Here is a 17,297-nt window from a genome sequence, read left to right as displayed (position 1 = left end):
ACCTTCCCCCGACCGGGCGGCCTGTGCTCGGTCGCCGCCGGTCGATGCCCACTCGCGGTCCCCGTCAGCGTCCTCCGGTCAGCAACTCCAGGTCGCGGATCACCTCGGAGACCACCACGGGATCCAGGTCGCCGAAGGTGGACCCCCTGTCGTGCAGCCGGACGACCCCCAGGGTCTGCTCCGGAAACAGGTCCGGGCTGCCGACCGCGATGCCCGGGTCCAGCTCCAGCTCCAGCCGGTCGGCCAGTGACGGTGTGATGCTGACCTGCACGCCACCGTCCAGCATGGTCCCGCGCCGCCAGCCGCGGCCTTCCAGCCCCAGCACCGCTCTGGACGACACTCGCTTCCCCTCGAACCGGGTGAGCACAGCACTCGCCGTCTCCCCCTCGGTCAGGGCAGCGGTCTCCCGCCCGAGCTGAGCGAACGGCTGCACGATCCCGTAGTCGGCGAAGATCTCCGACCACATCGGCAGATCCGCTCCGAGCTGAACCGGATGGACCACGCCGATCACCTCATCCGCCCCGACCGTGATCGCCTCGTCGTGCACATCGGCGAAGCTTCCGTCCTCAGCAATGCGGAACGCGCCGGCAAACCCGCCCACGCCGTCACCCGACGCTGCATCCGGGACGCTCACGGCGCTGGTGGCCTGCCGCGATTCGGCCGCCCCTCGCGATTCGGCCGCCCCTCGGGACTCGGCGGCCCCTCGCGATTCGGCCGCCCCTCGGGACTCGGTCGCCCCTCGCGATTCGGCCGCCCCTCGGGACTCGGTCGCCCCTCGCGACTCGGTCGCCTCCCCTGATTCGGCCTCCCGCGCGCCGGTCGTCTCCCCTCCGGCCGGTCGAGCCTTCGGGTAGCGGCCCCAGAGCAGGCGGCGGGCCAGATGGCCGACGAGAGGATGATCGGCCAGGAAGCGACGGAACTCGTCCTCCGGCCAGCGGCGGCCGGTCAGCATGGCACGCTCCAGGCTGTGGACACGGTCGGCAGCGACGGTCCGCACATCCTTCTTCAACGTGGCGAAACGCTGGTAGGCAGCGGTGGCCCGCTCGGCGTCGTCGCGGACACCCGGCTTGGGCAGGTTCTTGAGTAGCCTGCCGGCCCCATCCGACACGAACGGTTTCAGCTCCTCGTCGAAACCAACGACGAACTGCCGAGTCCCGTAGTCGAGCGTCAGGCTCCCCGCAGAATCGAGCCCGAAATCCGGCACCAGCCGGTCGGCGAGTTGCTCGGTGGTGAGCCCCAGTTTTTTCGCGACCTGCCCGATCTGGCGTTGAGCAGCGGTGCGGAGGCCCGCATACCGTGATCGCTCGGCGATGCGGTTGAGGTGCACGAGTGCGATATCGGTACCGATCTCGGCGAGCACACCCACCCCGGTGACAGCACGAGCGTGCCCACTCTGCCCCGGCCACTCCATGATCAACGGCGTTAGCCGCCGCACGGTCTCGTCGTCGCCGACGACGCCCAGCGCGTCCAGAGCCCAGCCCTGCCGGCCGCTGGCACCGGAGGCGAGCCAGGCTTCGAACACCCCCCACGCGAACCGGGCGAGATCCCCCGGCTCACACACCTCCCGGACGATCTCCACCCCCGCATAGGGCTCGAGTGGCTTGTGCAGCGCGAACACCATCGCCAGATCCCGCAGCACCCCGACAGGCAGAACGAGAGCCGGCCCGCTCCCACCCATCGGCCCGGAATCGAGAGCCGGCCCCATCCCACCCATCGGCTCAGCACCGAGAGCCGGGCCATTCACACCCACCGGCGCAGCACCGAGAGCAGGACCATTCACACCCACCGGCACGGCATCGATAGCCGGCGCGCTCGCGCCCATCGGCTCAGCATCGAGAGCCACCGCCCCCTCGCCGTCGCCGCCCGGTAGCTCGCGGCCTACCTCCGCGCCTTCTCCGCCCGCTCCGGTAGACACCTCACCAGCCACCGCACCCACCAGCGCCTCGGTGCCAGCCTCACCAGCCACCGCACCTACCAGCGGCGCCTCGGTGCCAGCCTCACCAGCCACCGCACCTACCAGCGCCTCGATACCGACCTCGCCAGCCACCGCAGCCACCGGCGCCTCGGTGCCAGCCTCACCAGCTACCGCACCTACCGGAGCCTCGGCGGCGCGCCCGGCTGGCGCCGGATCGCCGTCCGCGGGCGGGTGCGTGGTGGACGGTCGCCGGAGACGGACCGGGGGAAGCAGTGCGGGGTCGAACCACTTCGGAATGGCGGGCCGCTTCATGGGCAGGATCCCGAGCGGACCGGCGGCGATCACCGTCTCGACGGCTGCCGCGGCCTCCGGACCGTAGGACTCGGCAACCGAGCGAAGGATCTCGATGCTGCCGGTGGTCGCCATGTAGATCAGCGTGTGCTGCGCCGACCACCGGACCGGATCGCTGGTGCCGAACGCACGCGGCACCAGATATCGCGCGGCGGCCTCGGGATGCCGCTCCATCCAGGCTCGTGCCGCCACACCGGCCTTGCCCGGATCGTGCAAGCGAACCTGCATCCGCCACGGGATGTCCCCGGAGGTGAAGGGCAGCATCAGCGGCCAGGCCACCGCCGCGTCGTGGAAGGCCAGACGCCGCAGCGGGAGCAGCGCGTCCGCCTCGAACCGCGCGACGATCCGCCGCATCCACGACTCACAGTCCGGCGCTGGCTCGGGACGCAACTCGGCGAGCAACGGACGGGCCATTTCCTCCGGCCCGGCAACGAAGAACTCGACCGCGTCCGGCCAGGCAACCGCCTCACCGCGCTCAAGTCGGCCAGCGATGACGGCCCACTCCTCGGAACCGCCGACGACAGCTCGCTCGGCCGCGGCGGTGGACGCAGTCAGCTCGCGGGCACCAGTCACCCCGGCCAGCTCGCCAATCGCCGCCGCCCCGTCCGGCCAGTCTGCGCCCACGGCCCCAACCGGCGAAACGGCGCCCACGGCCCCAACCGACCAATCTGCGCCCACGGCCCCAACCGGCGAAACGGCGCCCACGGCCCCAGTCGGCGAATCCACGGTCGCCACCCCGGGCGGCGAAACTGCGCTCGCCGCGTTCGCGGCGGCCCTCTTCCCGACGGTCAGCAGCTCGAACGGAGTCGACAACCACTCCTCGCGCTCGCCGGGCGCCCACTCCGCGGTGGAGGATGGCTCCGGCGCCTTCAGGTCGAGGATGACCGGTGGGCCCGACCTCCGGCGCCAGGGCGGGTCGGCCAGCAGTGACGGGAGGGCCTCCGGTGGGGCCGGCACCATGGTGGCCGCGCCGGACAGATGCTCCCGGATGCGGGCCGCCGGAGCGCCGGTCAGCTCGGCCGCGACCCGCTCGGCGAGCGCCGGATCGGTCCGCACCCGGGCGGCCAGCAGGTCACTCACCGTGGGCTTTCCCGCGGAGACGGACAGCAGCCGCAGTGCCCGCTCGGGGAACCGGGCGGCCGCCTCGGTCAGGGCCTCGCGGACGTGCCGCTGACTCAGGCGCTCGATCAAACCGCGCATCGCCTCGTCCACCGGCAGAATGGCGAGCAGGCCCAGCAGGTCACGCCGGGCGTCGGTGCGGGTGGCGGGGAGACGGTCGAACCAGTCCAGCAACAGGCCGGTGGCGGCGGCCGGGCCGACACCGTCGACGACCGTCGCGTTCAGGCCTGGCCACCCGGTGGTCATCGCCCCGGCGGCGGCGACGGCGGCGGACGCCTGCTCAGGTGTGCTGATCGCGGCCAGCAGCATCGCGGCGTGGTGGAACTCGCGGCCGTCGAGAGCCTCGGCCCAGTCCTGCGCCACCCAGTCGGCCCGCGACGGGACCAGCACCGAGGTGGCGCAACGGGTGTGCGGGCCGTGCTCCCGATAGCCGGCGACGGCCTCGACGACCTCCGCGTAGAGGTCGTCGGGCGCGGCCGCCAGCGCGGCGCGGACCCGCAGGAGCACCTGGAGGTCGGGGTCGAAGTGGGGTGACACCGTCCGGTGCTCGTCGCCCGGCCGGCGGCGGCGCACACCCATGATCTCGGTGCCGTCCCGCCGGATCCCGCGACGCGGTGGATGGTCGCCCTCGGCCACCAGGATCAGCGAGAACAGCTCGACCGCCGCCTCGGCCGCGAACCGCAGGCCACGCTCGCCGAGCCACAGATCGGCGAACCAGGGACGCCGCACGTGCTCCTGCCAATCCAACATCTTCGTCGCCAGAGCGACGACGGCCGCGCCGGCAGGAGTGGCCGCCGGGTCACCGACCGAGGCCCCCACCGAGCCGCCGGCGCCACCTGCGGAAGCCCCCACCGAGCCCCGGGCGCCACCTGCGGAGGCCACCACCGAGCCGCCGGAGCCGGCCCCGACGGAGGTCGCCACCGAGCCGCCGGGGCCGCCGACGGAGGTCGCCACCGAGCCGGCGGTGCTCCAGGCGATGGCGGCCTCGCGCAGGTCAGGCTCGGTGAATCCGCTGGTGATCACACCGTGCACGAAGCCGGGCAGCTCACGCCACTGCGCGTCGACGACCTCGCGGGCTGCCGGGTCGGGAACGACCGGACGGACACCGGCACCCCCGCGGCGCGGATGCGACTGGGACAGCCAGGGCTCGGGCAACGCGAACGACATGACCGCACGCTATCGGCCACCCCTGACAGAAACGGGAGCGGCCGCAGCCGCTCCCGATCCGCTGTGACCCGGATTACCGGGGAACGACCTTCTCGACCGCCCACTGGCGCCAGGTGTCCAGCTTGTGCTGAACGGTGGCGAGCTGGTCGGCGACCGGGCCGGGGCCGGTCGAGCCCGGAGTGGTCCGTGCGGCGAGCGCCGACGACACCGACAGCACCTCGCGGACCGACGGGTCCAGGTGCTCGCTGATCGTCTTCAGGTCGTCGTCGGTCACGTCCTCCAGCTCGCACTCGCGGGCCGAGCAGAGCGCCACCAGCTTGCCGGTGATCTCGTGCGCGTCGCGGAACGGCACGCCCTTGCGGACCAGCCAGTCGGCGACCTCGGTGGCCAGTGAGAAGCCGACCGGGGCGGCCGCGGCCAGGCGGTCCACGCGGACCGTCATCGTTGAGATCATCCCGGCCAGCGCTGGCAGCAGCAGCTCCAGGGTGTCGACCGCGTCGAAGGCCGGCTCCTTGTCCTCCTGCATGTCGCGGTCATAGGTCAGCGGCAGGCCCTTGAGCATGGTCAGCACCGCGACCAGGCCGCCGACCAGCCTGCCGCTCTTGCCGCGGGCCAGCTCGGCGATGTCCGCGTTCTTCTTCTGCGGCATGATCGACGAACCGGTGGCGAACGCGTCGTCCAGCTCGACCCAGCCGAACTCCGTGGACGTCCAGAGGACGACCTCCTCGCCGAGGCGGGACAGGTGCACGCCGACCAGCGCGGTCACGAACAGGAACTCGGCCACGAAGTCACGGTCGGCGACGGCGTCCATCGAGTTCGCCGCGGGAGCGGTGAAGCCCAGCTCCTTGGCGACCGCCGCCGGGTCCAGCGGGAGCGACGAACCGGCCAGGGCGCCGGAACCGAGCGGGCTGATCGCGGTGCGCGAATCCCAGTCCCTCAGGCGCTCCAGGTCACGCAGCAGCGGCTGCACGTGCGCGAGCAGCCAGTGGCCGAAGCTGACCGGCTGCGCATGCTGCACGTGGGTCATGCCGGGTGCCGGGGTGCTCACGTTGCGGGCCGCCTGCTCGGTCAGCGCGTCGGCCAGCTCGATCAGTGCCACAGCCACACCGCGGGCGTGGTCGCGCAGGTAGAGCCGCAGGTCGGTGGCGACCTGGTCGTTGCGGGAACGGCCGGCCCGCAGCTTGCCGCCGAGCGCTCCGAGACGCTCCAGCAGGCCTCGCTCCAGGGCGGTGTGCACGTCCTCGTCCTCGATCGTGGGACGGAACTCGCCGGCCGCACAGGCCGACGCCAGATCGTCCAGCGCCGCGAGGATCCGGCCCAGCTCGTCGGCGTCGAGCAGGCCCGCGTTGGCCAGCACCCGGGCGTGCGCGCGGGAGGCCAGCAGATCGTACGGCGCGAGCCGCCAGTCGAACTGGACGCTGACGCTCAGCCGGGCGAGCGCCTCCGCCGGACCACCGGCGAAACGGCCACCCCACAGCCTCGTCGGCTCGTCGCTCTCCGACACACCCACTCCTCGTCCGCTCACGTTTCGTTACCTTCCTGACCCTATCGCTGAGCCGTGCGTGACCGGCCCCGGCCCGGCGCCATCGCGCTGAGTGGGACACGTGGCCGCCTCACTCGCACCCCGCTCACCGTGCGCCCTTTGGCCGTACGCATAAAAATGTCGTTGATCTGATAAGTTTGCAACATGACCAGCCTCGATCTGACCGGTGATGTTGTCGATCTCACTCGGACCATCTGTGACATTCCGTCCGTCAGTGGCGACGAGAAGGCCCTGGCCGATGCCGTGGAGAGCGCGCTGCGCGCGTTCGGGCATCTCGAGGTGCTGCGTGACGGTGACGCGGTGGTCGCGCGGACGTCGCTGGGCCGGCCGACGCGCGTGGTGATCGCCGGGCATCTCGACACGGTGCCGATCGCCGACAACCTGCCGGTCGTCGTCGACGGCGACGTGCTGCGCGGGCGCGGCACCGTCGACATGAAGGCCGGTGTCGCGATGGCCCTGCACCTGGCCGCGACGCTGACGGCGCCGCGATATGACGTGACCTACGTCTTCTACGACCACGAGGAGGTCGCGGCCCGGCTCAACGGGCTCGGCCGACTGGTCCGCAACCACCCGGATTGGCTGGCCGGCGACTTCGCGATCCTCGGCGAGCCGTCCGACGGCACCGTCGAGGGCGGCTGTCAGGGCACCATGCGGGTGAAGATCACCGTGCCGGGCGTGGCGGCACACTCGGCGCGCTCGTGGACGGGCAGCAACGCCATCCACAGCGCGGGCGCGGTGCTCGACGTGCTGCGCGCCTACGTGCCGCGGCAGCCGATCGTCGACGGATTGCGGTATCACGAGGGGCTCAACGCGGTGAAGATCGAGGGTGGCATCGCCGGCAACGTGATCCCCGACCTGTGCACGGTCCACATCAACCACCGGTTCGCTCCGGACCGTGACGTGGCCGAGGCCGAGGCGCATCTGCGTGAGGTGTTCGCCGGGTTCGAGCTGGAGGTGACCGATGCGGCGCCGGGTTCGCGGCCGGGGCTGGACCGGCCGGCCGCCAAGGAGTTCGTCGAGCTCGTCGGCCGCACCCCGCAGGCAAAGCTGGGCTGGACCGACGTGTCGCGCTTCGCCGCGCTGGGCGTGCCTGCGGTCAACTTCGGTCCCGGCGACCCGCTCCAAGCCCACACCGACGGTGAGCACGTGCTGGTGCCGGAGATCCGGCAGGCCCTGCACGTGCTCACCACCTGGCTGACCGCATAGCACCGGGGCGAGCGTGGTGACCTGGGGCGCGAAACGCGCCGTGGGTCACCACGCTCGTCATTCGGCGGGGTGGGCCGCGGCGCGCTGGATGGCGCCCGGCACCGAGTACATGTGGGCGAAGGCTCGGGCCTGCTCACCGGTCCACAGCGACGACCCGTGGCCGTAGACGACACCCGAGCGGGTCGCCGCGTCGAGCAGACTGTGCGGGCTCCTGCTGCCGAGCAGCACGATGTTGCCCTTGTGCAGCAGGACCCGCACGGTGCCGGTGACCCGCGTCTGGCTGGAGTCGAGGAAGGCGCGGAAGTCATCCATGATCGGGTCGAAGTAGACGGCCTCGTGCAGCAGGTCGCCGTAGGTGTTGCCCAGCGTCGCCTTGGTGGCCTGCTGCCTGTTCGACAGCACCAGTTTCTCCAGCTCGCGGTGGGCGGCGATGAGGATCAGCATGCCCGGCGCCTCGAAACCGACACGGGCCAGGTTGCCGACCATGGTGGAGCCCATGTGGATGCCCCGGCCGACGCCGTGCTCGCCGCCGAGCACGTTGAGCGCCGACAGGATGTCGAAATTGTTCTCGCTGGGCAGCGCGTCGCCGGCGGCGGTCGCCGCCGAGACGACCTCGCCCTTCTCGAAGCTGATCAGCAGCTCGACGCCCTTCTCCGGGGCCGCGTCGATCGACTTCGTGTACGTCCAGGCCGACTCCGGGAGGTACTCCCAGGAGCCGTAGGTCTCCTCGCCACCGATCGACGTGCCGATCAGGCCCTCGTTGATCGAGTAGAGCTTGACCTTCTCGCTGACCTCGTAACCACGCGACCGGAGGAAATCGGTCTCACCCTCCCGGGTGAGCCGCTCGTCGCGGATCGGGGTGACGATCTCCAGGTGTGGGGCCAGCGCCCGGATCACCGCGTCGTACCGCACGTGGTCGGCGCCGGCGCCGGTCGAGCCGTGCGCCACCGCGTCCGCCCCGACCGCGAGCGCCACCTGGACGACCTTCTCCGCCTGGATCAGCCGCTCCGCGCCGACGCACGACGGGTAGGCGCCGTTGCGCAGGTAGTTGGCCTTGATCGCGTAGGTGATGACGCGGTCGTAGAGCTCGGCACGGGCGTCGACGACGTGGTGCTCGACGGCGCCCAGTTCCTCGGCGCGCGCCCGGACGACATCGGCCTCGCCGCTGTGCAGGCCGCCGGTGTCGACGTTGGCGGTCACCACGTCCCAGCCCTTCTCGCGGAAGTCCACGAGGGCGTACGAGGTGTCGAGTCCACCGGAGAATGCGAGGACGATCTTGCGCTTGGTCATCGGGACAGTTCCTTCTCAAGAATCGGCACATACGTCTTACCGTCCCGGCGGACGTGACCCGGCGGCAGGACGTAGAACTCACAGCGGCCCGCTTCGATGTCCTTCTGCATCGCCCGCTGGCGGCTGTAGTCGAACGGATCGAGCAGGAAGGTCGGCTCGGGCAGCTCTCCCCCGGCCGGGAGCGTCAGGTCGCTCTGGTAGACGAACGAGCCCGGCGAGGTGTGGAACGGGACGGTCGCGACCAGGACCTTCAGGGCGCCGAACTCGGTGTGCACCTTGAGCGCGCTGTTGTCGTACTGCGTGACGCCGTCCAGCTTCTGTGCCCGGTACGCCGACAGTGCCAGCGCCTTGGCCGCCTTACCCAGGCCGACCGCCGGCATCAGCGACCACAGTGACCAGCCCACCCAGCGGCCCGGCTCGGCGGACGGGGCGGCGCAGTAACCACCGACGGGGACCGGGCCGCGGTAGCCGCTGTCACGCATGTCCTGCTGGACCTTGCGCAGCAGTTGCTTCACATCGGTGTCGAAGCGGAACGTGGAACGCTCCACCATGTCCGCGAACTCGGCCTGCGGCAGACCCGCGATCAGGGCGGCAGCCGGCATCAGGATCAGGTCGACCATCACCCACTGCGGCATCGGGATGCCCCGGTCACCGAACGCGATGCCGTTGATGATGTTGAAGAAGTTCAGGAAGTCGCGGATCGACCAGTCCTTCTCCGCCGTGTCGGTGAAGTCGAGCCAGGTCAGCTTGTGACCGTACGGCGTCTCGTTGAGATGCGGCCGCAAGGTCTCGTTGGACGCCAGGAAGAACTCCACGCCGTGCCCGACGAGCGTGTCGGTATGGTCCGCGAAGTCGGGGAAGCGGGCCTCCACCGCGGGTGTGAACGTCATGACCGGCTCTCCTCGAAGTCCGCCCTGCTCCAGCTGCTGAGTTTCTCGGCCAGCGCCGCGCCCGACGTGGGGCCGCTGTCGCGGGCCACGACGAAGATGGTGTCGTCACCGGCGATCGTGCCGACCACGTCGGCCAGCCCGGACCGGTCCAGAGCGCTGGCCAGGAACTGCGCCGCCCCCGGAGGGGTACGCAGCACCGCGATGTTGCCGCTGGAGTCGACACCGGTGAGCAGCTCGCGCAGCAGACGGATCAGCCGGGCCGGGCCGTGCTCGGTGCTCTCCCGCAGCGGTTTGTGCCCGTCCTCCGGAATGTAGTAGACGCCGCTGACCTTGACGGCGTTGAGCTCCTCCAGGTCACGGGAGAGAGTGGCCTGGGTGACGTGGACGCCCTCGCGCGCGAGGATCACGGTCAGCTCGGTCTGCGACTTCACGCGGCGGGACCTGATCAGGTCGACGAGCCGGGCGTGCCGCCCGGCCCGGGTCCCTGGGTTTCCGCTGCTCATCGCTGGTTTACCGCCAGCAGCCACGCCAACAGCGCCTTCTGGGCGTGCAGGCGGTTCTCGGCCTGGTCGAAGACGGCGCTCTGCGGCCCGTCGATCACCTCGTCGGTGATCTCCTCGTTGCGGTGCGCCGGCAGGCAGTGCAGCACGATCGCCTCCGGGTCGGCGGCGGCGAGCAGTTCCTTGTTCACCTGATAGGGCCAGAACGGGGTGAGCCGGTCCTTGCCGTCACCCTCCTGGCCCATCGACGTCCACGTGTCGGTGGCGATCACGTGCGCGCCGTCGGCCGCCTCGCGCGGGTCCCGCAGCACCTCGGCCGAGCCGCCGGTCCACGCCGCGATCTCGGCGGCCCGGCTGACCACCGACGCCGCCGGGTCGAAGCCGGACGGGCCGGCCACCCGCACGTTCATCCCCGCCATCGCGCCGGCGATCAGGTAGGAGTGGGCCATGTTGTTGGCGGCATCCCCCACATACGCCAGCGTCCGACCAGCCGTCGAGCCGAACCGCTCCCGGATCGTCAGCAGGTCGGCGAGCAGCTGGCACGGGTGATAGCCGTCGCTCAGCGCGTTGATCACCGGGACGTGGACGCCGGACGCCAGCTCGGCGAGCCGCTCGTCACCGTGGGTGCGGTAGACCATCGCCGCGACGTAGCGGGCCACCACCCGGCCCGCGTCGGCGAGCGTCTCACCGCGGCCGAAGTGGGTGTTCTGGGTGTCCACGATGATCGGCTGGCCGCCCAGCTCGGCGATGCCGGCCTCGAACGACAGCCGGGTCCGCAGACTCGCCTTGTCGAAGAAGACCGCGACGCTGCGCGGGCCGCTCAGCGGGGTGTAACCGAACCTGTTCGCCTTCATCTCGGCTGCCAGGTCCAGAACCTCGGCCTGCTCCTGCGGGGTCAGGTCGTCGTCACGGAGGAAGTGGCGGGTGGTCACCGGATACCGTCCAGGGCAGCGATCAGGGCATCGGCCTGATCGGAGGAGATGATCAGGGGCGGGGCGAGCCGGATCACATCGGGCTTCGCCGGGTTGACCAGGAAACCGGCGTCCCGGAGGCGGCCGGCCACGTCGACGGCGACCGGCTCGTTGAAGACGATGCCGAGCAGCAGGCCGGCGCCGCGCACCTGCTCCACCAGCGGATGGTTCAGCCCCTCGATGCCACGCCGGATCTGCTCGCCGACCCGCTTGACATGGTCGAGCAGGCCCTCGTTGGCGATCGTGCGGATCACCGCGAGACCGGCCGCGCAGGAGACCGGGTTACCGCCGAACGTGGTGCCGTGCGAGCCGGGGGTCAGCAGGTCGGCAGTTCGGCCGAAGGCCAGGCAGGCGCCCAGCGGCAGGCCACCGCCGAGGCCCTTGGCCAGGGTGACGATGTCCGGCTCGACACCCTCGCTCTGGTGGTGGAACCAGTGCCCGGTGCGGCCGATACCGGTCTGCACCTCGTCGAGCACGAGCAGGGCGTTGTTGCGGGTGCAGATCTCCCGGGCCGCCGACAGGTAGCCGGCCGGGGGGACCACCACGCCGTTCTCCCCCTGGACGGGCTCCAGGATGACCATGGCGGTCCCGGTGGTCACCGCGGCGTCGAGCGCCGCGACGTCGCCGTAGTCGACGTGGGTCACGTCACCCGGGAGAGGCCGGAACGGGTCCTGTTTCGCGGGCTGGCCGGTCAGTGCCAGCGCGCCCATGGTCCGCCCGTGGAAGGCGCCGTTCGTGGCGACGACATGGGTGCGGCCGGTCAGCCGGGAGATCTTGAAGGCGGCCTCGTTGGCCTCCGCACCCGAGTTGCAGAACAGCACCCGCCCGGCCCGGCCGGCGAGTGCCAGCAGCAGGTCGGCCAGCGCCACCGGCGGCTCGGAGATGAACAGGTTGGAGACGTGGCCCAGCTGCTGGATCTGCTGGGTGACGGCGGCGACCACGGCCGGGTGGGCATGACCGAGGGCGTTGACTGCGATGCCGCCGAGGAAATCGACATACTCCTTGCCGTCCTCGCCCGTCAGCACCGCGCCCTCGCCCTTGACCAGGCCGATCGCCGGGGTGCCGTAGTTGTTCATCATCGACTGCTGCCAGCGCTCGACCAGAGTCATGAGGGGACCACCATCGTTCCGAATCCTTCTTCCGTGAAGACTTCGAGCAGAGTCGAGTGGGCGACCCGGCCGTCGACGACGTGCGCGGCCGGAACTCCGCCGCGGACCGCGCGCAGGCAGGCCTCCATCTTGGGAACCATCCCGGACTCCAGCCCGGGCAGCAGTTTCTCCAGGGCGTCCGCGTCGATCTCGCTGGTCAGCGACGACCTGTCGGGCCAGTCGGTGTAGAGGCCGGGCACGTCGGTCAGCACCACCAGCTTGCGGGCGCCCAACGCGACCGCCAGGGCCGAGGCCGCGGTGTCGGCGTTGACGTTGTGCAGCACGCCGGCGGCGTCCGGCGCAACGGTGGCGATCACCGGGATCCGGCCGGCCGCGATCAGGTCGTCGANCGCCGACGTGTCGACCTGATCGACGTCGCCGACCTGGCCGATGTCGACCTCCTCGCCGTCGATCGTCGCGCCCCGGCGCACCGCCGTGAACAGCCCGGCGTCCTCACCGGACAGGCCCACCGCGAACGGCCCGTGCTGGTTGATCAGGCCGACCAGCTCGCGGCCGACCTGGCCGGTCAGCACCATCCGGACGATCTCCATCGTCTCCGGCGTGGTGACCCGCAGGCCGCCGCGGAACTCCGACTCGATCCCGACCCGCTTGAGCATCCGGTTGATCTGCGGCCCGCCGCCGTGCACGACGACCGGCTTGATGCCGACCAGGCGCAGGAACACCATGTCGGCGGCGAACGCGGCCTGCAGCTCCGGGTCGATCATGGCGTTCCCGCCATACTTGATCACGACCGTCGTGCCGTGGAACCGCTCCAGCCACGGCAGCGCCTCGATGAGGATCTCGGCCTTCTTCTGCGCCTTCATGACGAATAAGCCGAGTTCTCGTGGACGTAGGCGTGGGACAGATCCGTGGTCCAGATCGTCGCGCTCATCTCGCCCTCGCGCAGGTTGATCGTCACGCTCACGTCCCGCCCGGACAGGTCGACCTTGCTGCGGTCCTCCGCGGCGGCCCCGCCCTTGCAGATCCACACCCCGTTGATCGCCACATCGATCCGGTCCGGCTCGAACGCCGCACTCGTCGTGCCGATCGCCGCGAGGATCCGGCCCCAGTTGGGGTCGTTGCCGAAGAACGCCGTCTTCACCAGGTTGTTGCCGGCCACCGTCCGCCCGACCTGCACCGCGTCGGTCTCGCTGGCCGCGCCCTGAACCTCGATGGCGATGTGCTTGGTCGCGCCCTCCGCGTCGGCGATCAGCTGCTGGGCCAGGTCGTGGCAGACCTCGGTGACCGCCGCGGTCAGCTCCTCCAGGGTCGGCTGCCGGTTGGAGGCGCCGCTGGCCAGCAGGATCACCGTGTCGTTCGTCGACATGCAGCCGTCGGCGTCGATCCGGTCGAAGGTGACCCGGGTGGCGGCCCGGAGCGCGGCATCGAGCACCTCGTTGTCTGCGGACGCGTCCGTGGTGATCACCACGAGCATGGTGGCGAGCGCTGGGGCCAGCATGCCGGCGCCCTTGGCCATCCCGCCGACGGACCAGCCGTCGCGCTGGGCCACCGCGTTCTTAGCCACCGTGTCGGTCGTCATGATCGCCTCGGCGGCCCGGGAGCCACCGTCGGCAGCGAGCGCCTTGGCCGCGGCGCTGACGCCGGGAAGCAGCTTGTCCATCGGCAGCAGCTCGCCGATCAGGCCGGTCGAGCAGACCGCCACGTCGCCGGGGCCGATCATCATGCGGTTGGCTCCGCCGCGCAGCACCGTCGCGGTGTGCTCGGCGGTGGCGTGCGTGTCACGGAAACCCTGCGAGCCGGTGCACGCGTTGGCGCCGCCGGAGTTGAGGACGACGGCACGCACGATGCCGCCCTTGAGCACCTGCTGGCTCCACAGGACCGGCGCGGCCTTGACCCGGTTGCCGGTGAAGACGGCGGCCGCGGTGTAGTCGGGGCCGTCGTTGACGACCAGGGCGACGTCGGCGTTGCCGCTGGCCTTGAGCCCGGCGGCGATGCCGGAGGCGCGGAAGCCCTTGGGATGGGTGACGGTCACGGTGCCACTCCGAAGACACTCAAGCCCGTGGTCTCGGGCAGGCCGAACATGATGTTGGCGTTTTGCACCGCCTGGCCGGCGGCACCCTTGCCGAGGTTGTCGAGCGCGCTCACGACGATGATCCGGCCCGAGTCGATGTCGACAGTGGCCTGCAGGTGGCAGGCGTTGGAACCCGCGGTGGCCGCCGTGTGCGGCCAGGACCCCTCGGGCAGGACGTGCACGAACGCCGCATCGGCGTAGGCCGCCTCCAGCGCCTCCCGCGGGTCGCCGCCGTTGAGCCGGCGCGCCGTCACCGTCGCGAGGATGCCGCGGGGCATCGGGGCCAGGATCGGCGTCATCGACAGCGAGGACGCCCCGGTGGCCTGCTTGATCTCGGCGACGTGCTGGTGGGCGCCGACCTTGTAAGGCGACAGGTCACCCATGATCTCGCTGGCCAGCAGATGCACCTTGGCGTTGCGGCCGGCGCCGGAGGTGCCCGAGCTGGCCACCACCACGACATCCTCCGGGTCGGCCACGCCGGAGGCGATCAGCGGCGCCAGCGCCAGCGTGATCGTCGCCGCATAACACCCCGTGTTGGCGACCCGGTCGGAGGCGGCGATCGCGGCCCGCGCGCCCGGCAACTCCGGCAGGCCGTAGGTCCAGGTGCCGGCGTGCCCACCGCCGTAATAACGCGTCCACTGGTCGGCGCTCTCCAGCCGGAAGTCGGCACCGAGGTCGACCACCTTGACACCCTCGGCGAGCTGCCCGGCGACGGCCGCCGACTGCCCGTGGGGAAGGGCGAGGAACACCAGGTCAGCGCCACTGAGCGTGGCGGCGTCGGTGGAACCCAGCGTCAGGTCGAGCCCGGTCAGCTGCGGGTGCACGGCGCTGACCGGCGAGCCGGCCTGGCTGTGCGCGGTCGCCGCGACGAGCTCGAACTCGGGGTGCCCGGCGATCAGGCGCAGCAACTCACCGCCCGCGTAGCCACTGGCTCCCGCAACCGCGACCCTGATTCCCATGCCTACCTCCGTATGACTATGCAGAAGAACGTATCAACTCCCACCCGCCGCAGCAACCGAGAACCCACCCATCCCGCATGCTGAGCGATGCGGGCCGGTCACGGTCGGTTTTCCCTTCAAAGCGTGATTCGGTACGGCCAGCCCGCCCCGCGAAAATGCAGCCCGTCCCGATCTACGACGCGACGAAGGCGTCGCGTCCCGGCCGCCAAGGCGCCTCACGGGCGATGGCGACCCTCACCCTGACGACGCGACGCCGGCGTCCCGTCCCGGCCGCCGGGCGCCTCACGGGCGATGGCGACCCTCACCACAGAAAAGTGCCGCCCCGAACGACTCGGGACGGCACCGACGACAGCGAGGGGGACGGACGATCAGCGGGTGGCCCACTCGTTCCAGGCGGCCAGCCAGTCGTCCTGGGCGGCGGCGATCGCCGTGATCTTGGCGTAGTCGACCGGCCGGAGACGTCGCTGGCGCTCCCAGGCCAGTTGCGCGGGCCGGCTGGGCACTTCGGTACCCAGCCTGGTCCCGTAGAGCAGGGTCTCGGAGATCGCCCGGCTGCGCAGTCCCGCGTCGGCGCGGAACCACCCGGCCTCCCGGTCGAGCCGGGTCAGCTGGTCCAGCATCGTCTGGACCGAACGGCGGGCCTCCTCCTCCGGTTCTCCGGTGAGGTCGGTCTGGCGGCGGACAGCGTTGCGCCAGAGCTCGGCCCAGGCCCGCGGAAGCTGAGGTCGTGGACCGCCCTGGGCCGACCAGGCGTCATGCTCCCGGGAAGCCCGGATCACCGCATGGACCAGCAGGACATGCGGCTCCCGCGCGACCGCCGGCGATGCATCGGCGGAGGCAGCGACGGCCGGCGACCCGGAGGACGAGGACCCGGAGGACGAGGACCCGGAGGACGAGGACCCGGAGGACGAGGACCCGGAGGACGAGGACCCAGGCGGCGAGGACCCAGGCGGCGAAGAATCGGCGGACCGGGGGCCGGCAGGTGTGGGATCGGCGGGCGGAGGGACCTCCGGTGCGGCATCGTCGGACGGGGACAGGTCATCACCGGACGGCGTCGAACCGTCCGGTGGCGGCTCGGCGCGTGGCTGCTCGCCGGGCGGTGGAACAGCGTCCGCGTGGTCGGACTCCATGCGGGACCCCCTAGGTCGACGCCTCGTGCTGTCGTCCCGCGCGGACTCGCGGGACGACTCCTGGCGGTGAGACGACACCGCTAGGAAAACACGAAGCGTCAACCTTTACCCCGCCTGGGCGAGCGTGATTCCGAACCAGTCGTCCGGATCGGTCCACCAGTGGCGCGGGGTGAAGCCGGCGGCGGCGAGTTCGGCGGCGAGACCGTCGCGGCGGAACTTGGCGGAGATCTCGGTACGCATCTCCTCACCCGCGGCGAACGGGACGTCGAGGCCCAGCCCGCCGATGTGCACCGTCTGCTCCCGGGTGGACCGCAGGCGCATCTCGATCCACTCGTGCTCACGGTCCCAGACGGCGACGTGCTCGAAGGCGGACGGCACGAAGTCGGCGGCCAGCTCACGGTTGATCACGTGCAGGACGTTGCGGTTGAACTCGGCGGTCACGCCGGCCGCGTCGTCGTAGGCGGGCACCAGCACGGCCGGGTCCTTGACCAGGTCGGCGCCGAGCAGCAGCCACTCGCCGTCGTGCAGCACCGAGCGCAGCGACGACAGGAAGGCGGCCCGTTCGGCGGGGACCAGGTTGCCGATGGTGCCGCCGAGGAACGCGACGAGACGGTTGTCACCGTCGGGCAGGTGCCGCAGGTGGCGGGTCATGTCGCCGACGACGCCGCGGATGCTGAGGCCGGGGTAGGCGACGGTCAGCGACTCGACGGCCGCGGCCAGCGCCGACCCGGACACGTCGAGCGGGACGAACGCGCCGAGCGTGCCCCGGGCGACCAGGGCGTCGAGCAGCAGCCGGGTCTTCTCGGACGATCCGGAACCGATCTCCACCAGGGTCTTCGCGTCGGTGATCCGGGCGATCGCGGCGGCATGCTCGTCGAGGAGGGCCCGCTCGGTACGGGTCGGGTAGTACTCCGGAAGCCGGGTGATCTCCTCGAAGAGCTCACTGCCCCGGGCGTCGTAGAACCATTTCGGCGGCATCCACCGAGGGTCGGCGGTGAGGCCGGCGCGCACGTCGGCACGCAGCTCACGAGCCAGATCGTCGTCGTCGATGTGCCTGTCCAGGAGCATTTGCCGAA

13 protein-coding genes are annotated in these 17,297 nt (G+C 71.2%); 1 reads left to right on the top strand and 12 read right to left on the bottom strand.

Annotation, left to right across the window (positions count from 1 at the left end):
- Positions 1–64: 64 nt before the first annotated feature.
- Entirely contained in the window at positions 65–4,552 is a 4,488-nt protein-coding gene (locus tag ACFO0C_RS08670) for a DUF4132 domain-containing protein (protein WP_378066026.1), read from the bottom strand.
- A 73-nt stretch (positions 4,553–4,625) separates the two neighbouring features.
- Positions 4,626–6,077 (bottom strand): argininosuccinate lyase, encoded by a 1,452-nt coding sequence (gene argH / locus ACFO0C_RS08665; protein WP_378066025.1) that lies wholly within the window; start codon positions 6,075–6,077, stop codon positions 4,626–4,628.
- Between the two features lie 162 nt (positions 6,078–6,239).
- Here argH and dapE point away from each other — a divergent pair, with 162 nt between their 5' ends.
- On the top strand, positions 6,240–7,301 hold the full coding sequence (gene dapE, locus ACFO0C_RS08660; RefSeq protein ID WP_378066024.1) for a succinyl-diaminopimelate desuccinylase: 1,062 nt from the start codon (positions 6,240–6,242) through the stop codon (positions 7,299–7,301).
- A 57-nt stretch (positions 7,302–7,358) separates the two neighbouring features.
- On the opposite strand, the gene argG is transcribed toward dapE, so the two are convergent.
- The 10 genes from argG to egtD all read right to left on the bottom strand — a co-directional run bounded on the left by argG (position 7,359) and on the right by egtD (position 17,289).
- Complete coding sequence (argG, locus tag ACFO0C_RS08655; RefSeq protein WP_378066023.1) at positions 7,359–8,591, bottom strand: argininosuccinate synthase; 1,233 nt, start codon at positions 8,589–8,591, stop codon at positions 7,359–7,361.
- A complete protein-coding gene (locus tag ACFO0C_RS08650) occupies positions 8,588–9,481 on the bottom strand; it encodes a hypothetical protein (protein WP_378066022.1) in 894 nt (297 codons plus the stop codon). The genes argG and ACFO0C_RS08650 overlap by 4 nt, the downstream gene beginning before the upstream one ends.
- Positions 9,478–9,984: an arginine repressor gene (locus ACFO0C_RS08645; RefSeq protein WP_378066021.1), complete on the bottom strand. Its 507-nt coding sequence runs from the start codon at positions 9,982–9,984 to the stop codon at positions 9,478–9,480. Before ACFO0C_RS08645 ends, ACFO0C_RS08650 begins: the two co-directional genes overlap by 4 nt.
- Positions 9,981–10,913 (bottom strand): ornithine carbamoyltransferase, encoded by a 933-nt coding sequence (gene argF / locus ACFO0C_RS08640; RefSeq protein WP_378066020.1) that lies wholly within the window; start codon positions 10,911–10,913, stop codon positions 9,981–9,983. Before argF ends, ACFO0C_RS08645 begins: the two co-directional genes overlap by 4 nt.
- Positions 10,910–12,061: an acetylornithine transaminase gene (locus ACFO0C_RS08635; RefSeq protein ID WP_378066019.1), complete on the bottom strand. Its 1,152-nt coding sequence runs from the start codon at positions 12,059–12,061 to the stop codon at positions 10,910–10,912. Before ACFO0C_RS08635 ends, argF begins: the two co-directional genes overlap by 4 nt.
- Positions 12,058–12,924, bottom strand: coding sequence for an acetylglutamate kinase (gene argB / locus ACFO0C_RS08630; protein ID WP_378066018.1), 867 nt, complete (start codon positions 12,922–12,924; stop codon positions 12,058–12,060). The genes ACFO0C_RS08635 and argB overlap by 4 nt, the downstream gene beginning before the upstream one ends.
- Positions 12,921–14,093, bottom strand: coding sequence for a bifunctional glutamate N-acetyltransferase/amino-acid acetyltransferase ArgJ (argJ, locus tag ACFO0C_RS08625; RefSeq protein WP_378066017.1), 1,173 nt, complete (start codon positions 14,091–14,093; stop codon positions 12,921–12,923). The genes argB and argJ overlap by 4 nt, the downstream gene beginning before the upstream one ends.
- Positions 14,090–15,091: an N-acetyl-gamma-glutamyl-phosphate reductase gene (gene argC / locus ACFO0C_RS08620; RefSeq protein WP_378066016.1), complete on the bottom strand. Its 1,002-nt coding sequence runs from the start codon at positions 15,089–15,091 to the stop codon at positions 14,090–14,092. The genes argJ and argC overlap by 4 nt, the downstream gene beginning before the upstream one ends.
- Positions 15,092–15,459: 368 nt before the next feature.
- Positions 15,460–15,870, bottom strand: coding sequence for a hypothetical protein (locus ACFO0C_RS08615; RefSeq protein ID WP_378066015.1), 411 nt, complete (start codon positions 15,868–15,870; stop codon positions 15,460–15,462).
- 456 nt (positions 15,871–16,326) lie between these two features.
- Entirely contained in the window at positions 16,327–17,289 is a 963-nt protein-coding gene (gene egtD, locus ACFO0C_RS08610; protein WP_378066014.1) for an L-histidine N(alpha)-methyltransferase, read from the bottom strand.
- Positions 17,290–17,297 lie beyond the last annotated feature (8 nt).

Origin of the sequence: Actinoplanes subglobosus (assembly GCF_042650585.1) — a bacterium.
In the GTDB taxonomy this organism is placed as follows: domain Bacteria; phylum Actinomycetota; class Actinomycetes; order Mycobacteriales; family Micromonosporaceae; genus Actinoplanes; species Actinoplanes subglobosus.
This window is presented reverse-complemented; position numbering and strand designations above follow the sequence as displayed.

Coding starts and splice junctions, on each gene's coding strand:
- dapE (WP_378066024.1), top strand. CDS start 6,240: ATGACCAGCCTCGATCTGACCGGTGATGTTGTCGATCTCACTCGGACC.
- ACFO0C_RS08645 (WP_378066021.1), bottom strand. CDS start 9,984: ATGAGCAGCGGAAACCCAGGGACCCGGGCCGGGCGGCACGCCCGGCTC.
- argC (WP_378066016.1), bottom strand. CDS start 15,091: ATGGGAATCAGGGTCGCGGTTGCGGGAGCCAGTGGCTACGCGGGCGGT.
- ACFO0C_RS08670 (WP_378066026.1), bottom strand. CDS start 4,552: ATGTCGTTCGCGTTGCCCGAGCCCTGGCTGTCCCAGTCGCATCCGCGC.
- ACFO0C_RS08635 (WP_378066019.1), bottom strand. CDS start 12,061: ATGACTCTGGTCGAGCGCTGGCAGCAGTCGATGATGAACAACTACGGC.
- ACFO0C_RS08650 (WP_378066022.1), bottom strand. CDS start 9,481: ATGACGTTCACACCCGCGGTGGAGGCCCGCTTCCCCGACTTCGCGGAC.
- argG (WP_378066023.1), bottom strand. CDS start 8,591: ATGACCAAGCGCAAGATCGTCCTCGCATTCTCCGGTGGACTCGACACC.
- egtD (WP_378066014.1), bottom strand. CDS start 17,289: ATGCTCCTGGACAGGCACATCGACGACGACGATCTGGCTCGTGAGCTG.